Source organism: Tabrizicola sp. (genome assembly GCF_041913445.1).
GTDB lineage: Bacteria > Pseudomonadota > Alphaproteobacteria > Rhodobacterales > Rhodobacteraceae > Tabrizicola.
In genome coordinates this window covers 130,757-142,570 of the sequence record NZ_JAYSFG010000005.1, presented here as the reverse complement: position 1 = coordinate 142,570, position 11,814 = coordinate 130,757, and the positions used below count along the sequence as shown (strand labels likewise).

The following is an 11,814-nucleotide window of genomic DNA, read 5'->3' as shown; positions in this document are numbered from 1 at the left end:
ACTGACAGCATGGCTTCGCTTTCGATCCTGCTTCTCGGCGGCACCGGCACCATCGGCCGGGCGACCGCGCAGGCGCTGCGGGCCCAAGGTCACCAGGTCACCGCGCTGATCCGGCCCGCGGCCGAGGAGCCACCCGGTTGTACCATCCTGCGCGGGCAGATGGACCCCGCAACATTGACCGCGGCCATGCGCGGGATCGACGCCGTGGTCTCCTGCCTCGCCAGCCGGACGGGCGAGCCTGCAGACGCCTGGGCCGTCGATCATGCCGCCAATTCGGCCGCCCTGCGGGGCGCTGTGGCCGCCAGAGTGCGCCATTTCACCCTTCTGTCGGCGATCTGCGTCCAGAAACCGCTGCTGGAGTTCCAGCGCGCCAAGCTGGCCTTCGAGGCGGAATTGCAGGCCGCGCCCCTGGATTGGAGCATCGTTCGTCCCACGGCCTTCTTCAAGTCGCTCTCCGGCCAGGTGCCCCGCGTCGCCAAAGGCCGTCCCTTCCTTGTCTTCGCTGACGGGAAACTCACGGCCTGCAAGCCGATCTCGGACGCCGACCTGGGCCGCTTCCTGGCCCTGACCCTGACCGACCCGGACAAGCGCAACCGCATCCTGCCCATCGGCGGGCCTGGTCCGGCGCTCACGCCCCTGGACCAGGCCGCGATGCTGGAGCGGCTCACCGGCCAGCCCGTCCGCATCAAGCGCGTGCCGGTCGCGCTGATGCATGGGATCGTCGGGCTGCTGACGGCGCTTGGCACCCTCTCGCCGCGCCTGAAGGCCAAGGCGCAGCTGGCAAGGATCGGGCGCTACTATGCGACCCAGTCGATGCTGCTGTGGAACAGCTCGACGCAACGCTACGACGCCGAGGCCACGCCCGAGTTCGGCACGGACCGGCTGGAAGACCACTATGCGGCCATGCTGCGCGGCGAGGTGGCCGACGACCGTGGCGCGCACGCGATCTTCTGACGTCCCGACCGGCCGCCTCAGCCAGCTGCGAACATCGGTCCGCCGCGCCAGCGCGGGTAGCCGTAGCCGTGCACTTCGACGAGGTCGATGTCCGACGGCTTCAGCGCGATGCCTTCGGCAAGGATCGCGCGGCCTTCGTCGGCCATCGCTTTGGTCAGGCGGGTGGCGATGTCCTCGGGCGTCAGGGCCGGGCCCGTGCTGATCTGCTCGGCAAGGAGGTTCGCAGTGCTTTCAGAAGGTTTCGGGCTGCGGTCGCCGGGCGCGTAGTCATACCAGCCGCCGCCGGTCTTCTGACCCTTGCGGCCCGCGCGGACCAGGATGTCGCCCAATGTCTCCGCCACGTCCTGCCCCGACGCCCGCGCGCCTTCGCGTTGCAGGAAGGCGATGTCGAGGCCGCCCAGGTCCTGCGCCTCGAAAGGACCCATCGCGAAGCCATAGGCGCGCATGGCGGCGTCGATGGCGGCGATGGGGGAACCCCGGCGAACCAGCGTTTCCGCCTCGGCCCGGTAGCGTTTCAGGATGCGGTTGCCGATGAAACCGTCGCAGATGCCGGCCTGGACGGGGATCTTGCCCAGGGTGCGGGCAAGGGCGAAGCCGGTCGCCAGCGTCTCGGGTGAGGTGGCGGGGGTCGGCACGATCTCCAGCAGTTTCATCACATTGGCCGGGCTGAAGAAGTGCAATCCGATGAAACGGTCGGGGCGGGGCAGGCCCTCGGCGATCAGGCGGGGGTCGAGGTAGGAGGTGTTGGTGGCAAGGATCGCGTCCGCGCGGCAGGTCTGGCCGAGCTGGGCAAAGACGGCGCGCTTGACGGTCAGGTCCTCGAACACGGCTTCGATCACCAGGTCGGTGTCGGAGAGAAGGGCATAGTCGCTGCCGGCGGTGACGCCGTCCATGCGGGCCCCAGCCTGCGCCTCGGTCAGCTTGCCGCGTTTCACTGCGCCGTCGAAGATGGAGCGGAGGTTGGCGAGGCCGCGCTGGACGGCCTCGTCGTCGCGTTCGATCAGGATGACGGGCAGGCCCGCGTCGCGCAAGGCGGCAGCGATGCCTGCGCCCATCGTGCCGCCGCCGATCACCGCGGCAGAGCGGATGTTGCGGGGTTTCGCATCGCCCAAATGCGCGGGCTTGGGTGCGCCGCGTTCGGCGAAGAAGATGTAGCGCAGCGCGGCGGCCTGGTTCGAGGCGCGCAGCTCCAGGAAGGTCGCGCGCTCATGGGCCATCGCGTCAGAGAAGGGCTTCTCGGCGGCCATGCGCAGGCAGTCCAGCGCGCGGAGGGGCGCGATCTCGCCCTTGGCGCGCTTGGCGATGGCCTTGCGCTGCTCCTCCCACCAACCCGCGTCGGGCGAGGTGACAGGGCGGGCCGAGATGGGCTGCGGCAGGGGTTGGGTCAGGGCGGTGCGGGCGAAGGCCACGGCTTCGGCGCGCAGGTCGCCGGTGACGACGGCATCGACAAGGCCCAGCGACAGGGCCTTCGCGGCCTTGAACGGGCGGCCGGTGGTGACCAGTTCGACCGCCGCTTCCACCCCGGCAAGGCGCGGAGTGCGGACGGTGCCGGACGCGCCGGGGACGATGCCGAGCGTCACTTCCGGCAGGCCGACCGAGGCGCTGTCCAAGGCCACGCGGAAGCGGCAGCCCATCGCGACCTCGAACCCCCCACCCAGGGCCGAGCCGTGGATGGCGGCGACCCAGGGCTTCACAGCCTGTTCCAGCCGGTCCACCAGATCGGGCAGATGCGGCGGGACCGGGGGCTTGCCGAACTCGGTCACGTCGGCCCCGGCGATGAAAGTCCGGCCCGCGCAGATCAGCACCACGGCGCGGACGGAAGCGTCTGCATCCAGCGTGCCGACGGCATCCCAAAGCCCCTGACGCAAGGTCTGGCCAAGCGCGTTCACGGGCGGGTTGTCGACGGTGACGACGGCAATCTCGCCTTCGTGCTGGATGCTGACGGTCATCTCAAATCCCCAGGTAAGCTTCGCGGATGCGCGGGTCGGCGATCAGCGCCTCGGCTGGGCCGTCCATCGTGATCCGTCCCGTCTCCATCACATAGCCCCGGTCCGCGATCTTCAGCGCGCCATAGGCGTTCTGTTCCACCAGAAGAACGGTGACGTCCAGAGCCTTCAGCCCCTTCACCACGTCGAAGATCTGCGCGACGATGATCGGGGCAAGGCCCATCGAAGGTTCGTCCAGCAAAAGGCAGGACGGCCGCCCCATCAGGGCCCGCGCCATCGCCAGCATCTGCTGCTGGCCACCCGACAGGCCACCCGCCGCAAGGTTGCGCTTTTCCTTCAGGATCGGGAACATCTGGAAGGCGTCGGCCATGTCCTTCTCGACCCGGTCGTCGGCGTAGAGATAGGCACCAAGGCGCAGGTTTTCCTCAACCGTGAGGTTGGTGAAGATCTGCCGACCTTCGGGCGATTGCGACAGGCCCCTGCCGACGCGGCGCCAGGCAGGGACGCCCGACATCGGCTCACCCCGGAAGGTGACGGAGCCGCCGGCCAGCGGATGCACCCCCGAAAGGCAGCGGAGAAGCGTGGTCTTGCCCGCCCCGTTCGCCCCGATGACGGTGACGATCTCGCCCGAATTCACGGCCAGGTCGATCCCGTGCAGCACTTCGATCCGCCCGTAGCGGGCGCGCAGACCTTCAACCAGCAGCATTTTCGGCCCCCAGATAGGCAGCGATGACGGCAGGGTTTCGGCTGACCGAGGCCGGGTCGCCCTCGGCGATCTTCTCGCCGTGGTCCAGCACGACGATGTGGTTGGAAATCCGCATGACCATCTTCATGTCGTGTTCCACCAGCAGGATCGCGACGCCCGAACCGGCGATTTCCGCGATGAGGTGGTCGATCTCCTCGGTCTCGACCGCGTTGCAGCCGGCGGCGGGTTCGTCCAGCAGCAGGACCTTGGGCTTCAGCGCCATCGCGCGGGCGATCTCCAGCCGCTTGAGCGAGCCGTAGGAGAGGCTGCCTGCCTCACGCTCCGCCGCGCGTTCCAGGCCCACGCGTTTCAGCAACTCGCGCGCCCCGGCCTCGGCCTGCCTGGCGCGGCGGCGCGAGGCGGGGAGGTTGAAAAGGTCGGACAGCACATGGCCGCTTTCCTGCAGATGGTAGCCCGAGACCACGTTCTCCAGCACGGTCATCGACTGGAACACCTGAAGGTTCTGGAAGGTCCGGCACATGCCGCGCCGGGCCAGCAGGTGCGGGGACATGGCGGTCACGTCCTCGCCGTTCAGCATCACCTTGCCGGAGCCGGGCTGGTAGACGCCCGAGATCATGTTGAAAAGCGTGGTCTTCCCCGCCCCGTTCGGCCCGATGACCGAGACGATCTCGCCGGGTTTCACGGTGAAGGAGACGTCGTTCACGGCCTTGAGGCCACCGAAGCTGATCCCCAGCCCCTCGATCGACAGTAAGGTCATTCGCCACTCCCCCGGATCTTGCGCAGGATCGACGGGACGACGCCTTCGCGCAGGAAGATCATCACCAGCACCATCACGGCGCCGAGGACCAGTTGTTCGTATTCGGCAAAGACGGTCAGCACCTGCGGCAGCAGCGTCAGGACGGCCGCGCCGAAGATCGCCCCCGCGACGGAACTGACGCCGCCAAGGACGGCCATCGTCACCATCTCGACCGAGTGCATGAAGCCCGCCACGTCCGGCGTGATGAACTTGTTCTGCAGCGCGAGGAGGGAGCCGGAGATGGAGGCATAGACGGCCGAGATCACGAAGGCCTGCAGCTTCAGCCGGGCCACGTCCATGCCGACGGTCTTGGCGGCGACCTCGGAGCCGTGCAGCGCCCGCAGCGCCCGGCCCGTGGCGCTGTCGCGCAGGTTCAGCGCCAGCCAGGCACCCATAATCAGGACGAGGCCGCAGAAGAAGTACCAGAACTGGCCATTCGACAGGTCGATACTGGCGTCCTTCAGAAGGCCGCGCAGGCCAAGCTCGGCCACCTCGATCCCGTCGGGGCCGCGCGTCAGCTCGCGTTCGTTGTTCAGGACCATCGAGATCAGGATGCCCATCCCCAGCGACGCGACCGCAAGGTAGTAGCCCTTCAGCCGCAGGATCGGACGGCCGACGAGCCAGGCGAGGATGGCCGAGATCACCGCGCCCAGCAGGACGGCCAGCGCGGGGTGGATGCCCCAGTGGACCGGGGCCAGCGCGCAGGCATAGGCGCCGATCCCGGCGAAACCGGCGTGGCCAAGGCTGATCTGCCCGGCCCAGCCGGTCAGGATCACGATCCCGGTGACGGCCAGCGCGTTGACGAAGATCAGCGCCCCCACGCGGTAGTAGAAGCCCGAGGGGAAGAAGACCGGCGCAAGCGCGATCAGGACGACAAGGGCCAGCAGGGTGGCGTTTTTCGGGGTCAGTCGCATGGTCACACCCGGTCGGTCGATTTGCGGCCGAAAAGGCCCTGCGGCAGGAAGAACAGGACGGCCAGGATCACGATGAAGGCGGCGGCGTCCTTGTATTGCGAGCTGATGTAACCCGCCGTAAGGCCCTCCAGCACTCCGAGAACGAACCCGCCGACCAGAGCGCCCTTGGGGTTGCCCATCCCGCCCAGCATGGCGGCGGCAAACCCCTTCAGCGCGAAGGCCAGGCCCACGTCGTAAGAGGTCATGGTGATAGGAGTGACCAGCACCCCGGCCAGTGCGCCGATGCCGGCGGACATGGCGAAGGACAGGGTCATCACGAAGGGCGTGTTGATCCCCACCAACTGCGCGGCCAGCCGGTTGTTCGAGGTGGCCAGCACGGCCCGGCCCAGCAACGTGCGGGTGAAGAAGAGCCACAGCCCGATGAAAACCGCGACAGACCCTGCAATCACCCACAGGCTCTGCGGCAGGATCGTCGCGCCCAGGATGTGCAGCGGGTCATCGCCGGAAAAGGCCGGGAAGGTGTGGATCTGCTTGCCGAACACCAGCTGCGACGCGCCCCGGATGAAGATTGAGACACCGATGGTGATGATGACCAGCGACACGACCGGCGCACCCCGGGCGGGCTCGATCGCAAGCTTGTTCATGGCGACACCCAGCGCGGCGGTGACCACTACGGCTAGCAGCACCGCCAGCGGCAAGGGTGCCCCGGCAGTATAGGCCATGACGGTGATCATGCCCCCCAGCATGACGAATTCGCCTTGCGCGAAGTTCACCACGTCCGAGGCGTTGTAGATGATGGTGAAGCCCAGGGCGACCAGCGCATAGACCGCGCCGACCGTGACCCCGGACAGAAGGAATTGCAGAAGTTCCGACATGCGCCCCGCCCCCCGATGGCCCGAAATGGGTCGCCGCGCCCCAAGATCAGGGGCGCGGCGGATGGATCACTCGGCCAGCGCCCAGGTGCCGCCCTTGATCTCGAGCATCCGGAAGGCCGAGAGGTCGAGGCCCAGGTGGTCTTCGGGCGTGAAGGTGTAGACGCCGGTGGTCCCGGCAAGGCCCGAGGTCGCCTCGATGGCGTCGCGGATCGCGGCGGGCTCGGCGGAACCGGCGCGGGCGATGGCATCGGCCATGATCAGGAAGGCGTCATGGGCGTAGCCGCCGAAGGTGCTGACCGGAGTGCCGGTCTTTTCCTCGAACATGGCCTTGTACGCGTCGACCACGGGTTTCTGCGGATCGTCCGCCGCCAGAAGGCCCGCCACCAGAAGCGCGGTGCCCGGCAGGCGCACGCCTTCGGCCGCGTCGGCGCCCGCCAGTTCGATGAACCCGTCCGAGGCCACGCCGTGCGACTGGTAGAACGGCAGGTCGATGGCGAGTTGCTTGTAGTTCCGGGTCACGATCGACGGGCCCTGGCCGAAGCCGGGGTTCAGGATCGCCTGCACGCCCTCGGTGCCCTTGATCTTGGTCAGCTGCGCGGTCATGTCCGCGTCCTTCGGATCATAGGTCTCGTCCGCGAGGATCTCGATCGCGTAGTCCGGGGCCACGGCCTTGCACTGGGCCTGCATCGACGCGCCGAAGCCGTCAGTGCCGGAGATCATGCCGATCTTGGTGATCCCGGCCTTCTGCATGTCCTCGAAGATCTTCTGGCAGGCCATGCGGTCGGTGTGCGGGGTCTTGAAGGTGTAGGGCTTGACCGGGTCGATGATGTCGATGGCACCGGCCAAGGAGATGAACGGGATTTCCGCATCTTCGGCCACGGCCAGGATCGACATGGTGGTGCCGGTGGTGGTGCCGCCGATGATGGCGACGACTTCGTCATCCTCGACCAAGCGGGTCGCGAAGGTGCGGGCCTTGTTCGGGTCGCCATTGTCGTCATAGGCGACAAGGGTCACTTCCTCGCCGTTGATGCCGCCCTTGGCGTTCAGATCCTCGACCAGCATTTCCAGGGTCTTGAGCTCCGGGTCGCCCAGGAAGGCCGCCGGGCCGGTGGCCGAGATCGACGCGCCGATCTTGATTTCGGCCATGGCCGGAAGGGCGAGGGCGATCAGGGCAGTGGTGGTCAGAAAGGTCTTCATGTGGGTCTCCTCCCAGAGCGTTAGGGGTTGGTTCAGGCCGCCAGTCGGCGCGACATCACCCGGCGGAAGCGGGTGGCGACGAAGGCTGTGTCGGTGAGGCTGGCATTGCCGGCCGGGTTGGCCCCGGTGACGTGAAAGTCGCTGAAGGCCGCGGACTGGTTGACGAAGATGTTGCCGGTCAGGTTGATCGACAGGTTGACGCCCGCCTGCGCGAAGGCCGCCTCGGCCCGGGCGATGCGGGCCTCGTCGGTGTCATAGAGGGCGGCGGTGATCGCGCCTTTCGCTTCCGCCAGCGCGGCGGCTTGGTGAATGGCGGCGTCCGCGTTGCGGGTGGCGATCAGGAAGGCGACGGGGCCGAAACATTCTTCGGCCGCGGTGGCGTCGGACGGACCGACGGCCAGGAGAAGCGGCCCCGGTTCGCCCTTCGCGGCCCCGGCGCGCAGGATCCGGCCCTTGGCGGCGGTGGCCTCGGCGCGGGCTTGCGTGGCGGGGTTGGCGATGGCCCCGCAGATGCCGGCGGCACGGGCGGGGTCGGACAGAAGCGCGTCGATGGCGGCGACAAGGGCGGTGGTGACCTCGTCAAAGGACTTGTGGCCCTGGTCGGTCTCGATCCCGCCTTCGGGGATGTAGATGTTCTGCGGCGAGGTGCACATCTGGCCGGAGTAAAGCGACAGCGCGAAGGCAAGGTTCGCGCACATGCCATCCAGGTCACTCGTCGCGGCGATGACGACACTGTTGACGCCGGTTTCCTCGGTGAACAGCTGCGCCTGGCGTGCGTTGTCGCGCAGCCAGCTGCCGAAGGCGGACGATCCGGTGTAGTCGATCAGCCTGACCTCGGACCGGGTGGCCAGCGTCTTGGTGATCTCGGCCCCCGTTTCGTCCACGGCGAGGAGGACGGCATCGGCGGGCAGGCCGGCTTCCACCAGAACCTCACGCAGCACGCGGACGGTCAGGGCCAGCGGCAGGATGGCACGGGGGTGCGGCTTCACGATCACCGGGTTGCCGGTCGCAAGGCTGGCGAAGAGGCCGGGGTAGGAATTCCAGGTCGGGAAGGTGTTGCAACCGATGGTCAGCGCGATCCCGGCGGGGCGGAGCGTCCAGGACTTCTCCATCACGATCGGCGCGGCCTTGCCCTGGGGCTTCTCCCAACGCGCATGGGCGGCGAAGCGGGTCATCTCGGCGTAGGCGGCGGCGACGGCCTCCAGCCCGCGGTCCTGGGCATGCGGGCCGCCCGCCTGGAAGGCCATGGCGAAGGCCTGGCCCGTGGTGTGCATGGTGGCGTTGCCGATCAGGAAGCTTTGCCGGTTCAGCCGGGCCAGCGCCTCGATCAACGCTCCGACGCGGGTTTCCACCGAGGCAGCAGCCAGCGCAGGGGCGGCGGCCGAGGCTGCGGCGACCAGCTCATCCGGCGTGGCGGCAGGGTAGCGGATGGAGAGGGTCGGGCCGAAGGGCGAGACCTCGGCCCCGGCGCGGGCCGCGCCCGGATGGCCGGGCAGGTCGAAGCCCTGGCCGATCAGCGCGGTGAAGGCGGCTTCCCCGTCAGCCTTGGCGGTCTCGCCATAGATCTTGCCGCTGGGAACCTCGGGGTAAGGGGTCCAGTATTCGCGGCATGCAAGGGCCGAGACGGCCGCCTCAAGGGTCGGCCGGTGAAGGTCGAAGAAGTCCGACATGATGTCCTCCTGCCGGGGGCTCTCCTCCCCGACAGGTTTTATCATTGACCGGCCGGTCGGTTTATGCAAGACCTTTTTCACGGCGTCCGGCAGATGGTGCGGACGGGGGAGACGACCATGACCACATCCGAAACCGTCCTTGCCAGCCTTGAGGCAGGCGTCCTGCGCCTGACCCTGAACCGGCCGGACAAGCTGAATTCCTTCAATGAAGAGATGCACCTGGCCCTGCGGGCGCAGATCCAGCGGGCGCATGACGCAGCCGAGGTGCGCGCCGTCCTGCTGACCGGCGCGGGGCGCGGCTTCTGCGCGGGACAGGACCTAGGCGACCGCGATCCGCGCAAGGGCGGCCCAGCCCCGGATTTGGGCAAGACGCTGGAGACCTTCTACAACCCGACGCTGCGCCTGATTCGCCAGCTGGAAAAGCCGGTGATCTGCGCGGTGAACGGTGTGGCGGCGGGCGCGGGGGCGAACATCGCCTTTGCCTGCGACATCGTGCTGGCAGCAAAATCCGCCAAGTTCATCCAGGCCTTCGCCAAGATCGGCCTTGTCCCCGACGCCGGCGGTACCTGGTCCCTGTCCCGCATCCTGGGCGAGCCGCGCGCCAAGGCGCTGGCCCTGACGGCGGAACCGCTGATGGCCGAAAAGGCCGCCGACTGGGGCCTGATCTGGAAGGCGGTCGAGGACGCCGACCTGATGGCCGAGGCATCGAAGCTGGCCGAATCGCTCGCCGCTGGGCCGACGCTGGGCCTTGGGCTGACCAAGCGGCTGATCCAGGCTGCGGCCACGAACAGCCTGGATGACCAACTGGACATGGAGCGCGACCTGCAACAGCAGGCCGGCCGCAGCGCCGATTATGCCGAGGGCGTCACCGCCTTTCTGGAAAAACGTCCCGCAAGGTTCACCGGCAAATGAAACCCGTCGCAGAGATGACCCCGCAGGAACTTGCCGAAGCCTCGGCCCAGGCGCTGTGGAACGACGATTCGGCCAGCCAGCGGCTGGGGATGGTGATGGACCACCTGGCCCCCGGCGAGGCCACACTGTCGATGCAGGTGACCGAGGCGATGTCGAACGGCCACGGCACCTGCCACGGTGGCTATATCTTCACGCTGGCCGACAGCGCCTTTGCCTTCGCCTGCAACGCCTACAACCAGCGGACGGTCGGTCAGCACGCCTCGATCACCTATCTGGCACCCGGCCGGTTGGGAGACCGGCTGACAGCCGCGTGCCGCGAGGTCTCACGGCAGGGGCGGTCCGGCGTCTATGACGTCCGCGTCACCAATCAGGACGGGGTGCATGTCGCAGAATTCCGCGGCCTGTCGCGCACCGTCAAGGGCACCCATCTTCCGGTCGACGGCTGACCGGGCTACGCAGTTCCAAGGGAGGACACCATGGAAGACCTTACCCCCCGCAAGCAGGACCTGGACCCGATCGAGATCGCCTCGCGTGACGAGATCGAGGCGCTGCAGTTCCACCGCATGAAGCGGTCGCTGAAGCACGCCTATGAAAACTCGCCCTTCTACCGGAACCGCTTCATCGAAAACGATGTCCACCCCGAAGAGCTGAAGACCCTGAAGGACATCGCCAAGTTCCCCTTCACCTACAAGCAGGACCTGCGCGACACCTATCCCTTCGGGATGTTCGCCGTGCCGCGCAACAAGCTGGTGCGGGTGCATGGCTCCTCGGGCACCACGGGGAAGCCGACGGTGGTGGGCTATACGGCGAATGACATCGACGTCTGGGCGAACCTGATCGCGCGGTCGATCCGCGCCGCCGGGGGCCGTCCGGGCGACATGCTGCACAACGCCTATGGCTATGGCCTCTTCACCGGCGGGCTTGGCGCGCATTACGGGGCGGAACGCCTGGGCTGCACGGTCGTCCCGATCTCGGGCGGGCAGACGGAACGCCAGGTGTCGCTGATCACCGACTTCCAGCCGCAGATCATCATGGTGACGCCCAGCTACATGCTGTCGATCCTGGACGAGTTCCGCCGCCAGGGCCTGGACCCGCGCCAGTCGTCGCTGAAGGTCGGCATCTTCGGGGCCGAGCCCTGGACCAACGCGATGCGGCAAGAGATCGAAGAGGCGTTCGACATGCACGCCGTCGACATCTACGGGCTGTCGGAAATCATGGGTCCCGGCGTCGCGCAGGAATGCGTGGAAACCAAGGACGGCCTCCACATCTGGGAAGACCACTTCTATCCGGAAATCATCGATCCGGTGACGGGCGAGGTCCTGCCCGACGGCCAGATGGGCGAGCTGGTCTTCACCACGCTGACCAAGGAGGGCCTGCCGATGGTGCGCTATCGCACCCGCGACCTGACCCGCCTTCTGCCGGGGACGGCGCGGTCGATGCGCCGGATCGAGAAGATCACCGGCCGCAGCGACGACATGATCATCCTGCGCGGCGTGAACGTCTTCCCGACCCAGATCGAAGAGCAGATCCTGAAGTGCAAGGGCCTGGCGCCGCATTTCCAGATCGAACTTGCCCGCGAAGGCCGGATGGACAACATGACCGTCCACGTCGAATGCGCCCCCGACCAGGTGGACGGCGACGCCCGCGCCAAGTCGGCCAAGGAACTGGCGCATCACATCAAGGCCATCGTCGGCGTATCGACCCGCATCAACGTGACCGATCCGAATGCAATTGCCCGTTCCGAAGGCAAGGCCAAGCGCGTCGTGGACAACCGGCCCAAAGGCTGACCGTACGGTCAGTGACACAAACACATGCTTGCTTTAGAAGGGGCAGCGATGCCCCTT

At 67.6% G+C, this 11,814-nt stretch carries 11 protein-coding genes; 4 read left to right on the top strand and 7 right to left on the bottom strand.

Going from position 1 to position 11,814, the window contains the following annotated elements:
• Positions 1–9 precede the first annotated feature (9 nt).
• The gene (locus ACE3Q6_RS08370; protein WP_374430885.1) at positions 10–954 is read left to right on the top strand and encodes an NAD(P)H-binding protein; all 945 of its coding nucleotides are present in this window, start codon (positions 10–12) and stop codon (positions 952–954) included.
• Positions 955–971: 17 nt separating this feature from the next.
• Here ACE3Q6_RS08370 and ACE3Q6_RS08365 read toward each other — a convergent pair whose 3' ends face one another.
• The 7 genes from ACE3Q6_RS08365 to paaN form a co-directional block, all read right to left on the bottom strand.
• Positions 972–2,903 carry a 3-hydroxyacyl-CoA dehydrogenase NAD-binding domain-containing protein gene (locus tag ACE3Q6_RS08365; protein WP_374430883.1) on the bottom strand — a complete coding sequence of 644 codons (1,932 nt, stop codon included), beginning with the start codon at positions 2,901–2,903 and terminating at the stop codon, positions 972–974.
• Position 2,904: 1 nt separating this feature from the next.
• Entirely contained in the window at positions 2,905–3,606 is a 702-nt protein-coding gene (locus tag ACE3Q6_RS08360; RefSeq protein ID WP_197642488.1) for an ABC transporter ATP-binding protein, read from the bottom strand.
• Complete coding sequence (locus tag ACE3Q6_RS08355; protein ID WP_374430880.1) at positions 3,593–4,363, bottom strand: ABC transporter ATP-binding protein; 771 nt, start codon at positions 4,361–4,363, stop codon at positions 3,593–3,595. The genes ACE3Q6_RS08360 and ACE3Q6_RS08355 overlap by 14 nt, the downstream gene beginning before the upstream one ends.
• Positions 4,360–5,316, bottom strand: a complete 957-nt coding sequence (locus tag ACE3Q6_RS08350; RefSeq protein WP_374430878.1) for a branched-chain amino acid ABC transporter permease — start codon at positions 5,314–5,316, stop codon at positions 4,360–4,362. The genes ACE3Q6_RS08355 and ACE3Q6_RS08350 overlap by 4 nt, the downstream gene beginning before the upstream one ends.
• 2 nt (positions 5,317–5,318) lie before the next feature.
• Positions 5,319–6,191, bottom strand: a complete 873-nt coding sequence (locus tag ACE3Q6_RS08345) for a branched-chain amino acid ABC transporter permease (protein ID WP_374430876.1) — start codon at positions 6,189–6,191, stop codon at positions 5,319–5,321.
• Positions 6,192–6,257: 66 nt separating this feature from the next.
• A complete protein-coding gene (locus tag ACE3Q6_RS08340) occupies positions 6,258–7,388 on the bottom strand; it encodes an ABC transporter substrate-binding protein (protein ID WP_374430874.1) in 1,131 nt (376 codons plus the stop codon).
• A gap of 32 nt (positions 7,389–7,420) precedes the next feature.
• Complete coding sequence (paaN, locus tag ACE3Q6_RS08335) at positions 7,421–9,058, bottom strand: phenylacetic acid degradation protein PaaN (protein WP_374430872.1); 1,638 nt, start codon at positions 9,056–9,058, stop codon at positions 7,421–7,423.
• Positions 9,059–9,175: 117 nt separating this feature from the next.
• Here paaN and paaG point away from each other — a divergent pair, with 117 nt between their 5' ends.
• From paaG to paaK, 3 genes are read left to right on the top strand one after another with little or no spacing between them, the layout of a single operon-like run.
• Positions 9,176–9,970, top strand: coding sequence for a 2-(1,2-epoxy-1,2-dihydrophenyl)acetyl-CoA isomerase PaaG (paaG, locus tag ACE3Q6_RS08330; RefSeq protein ID WP_374430868.1), 795 nt, complete (start codon positions 9,176–9,178; stop codon positions 9,968–9,970).
• Between the two features lie 14 nt (positions 9,971–9,984).
• Positions 9,985–10,416, top strand: coding sequence for a hydroxyphenylacetyl-CoA thioesterase PaaI (gene paaI / locus ACE3Q6_RS08325; protein ID WP_374431078.1), 432 nt, complete (start codon positions 9,985–9,987; stop codon positions 10,414–10,416).
• A 30-nt stretch (positions 10,417–10,446) separates the two neighbouring features.
• Positions 10,447–11,757: a phenylacetate--CoA ligase PaaK gene (gene paaK, locus ACE3Q6_RS08320; RefSeq protein ID WP_374430866.1), complete on the top strand. Its 1,311-nt coding sequence runs from the start codon at positions 10,447–10,449 to the stop codon at positions 11,755–11,757.
• Positions 11,758–11,814: the final 57 nt, after the last annotated feature.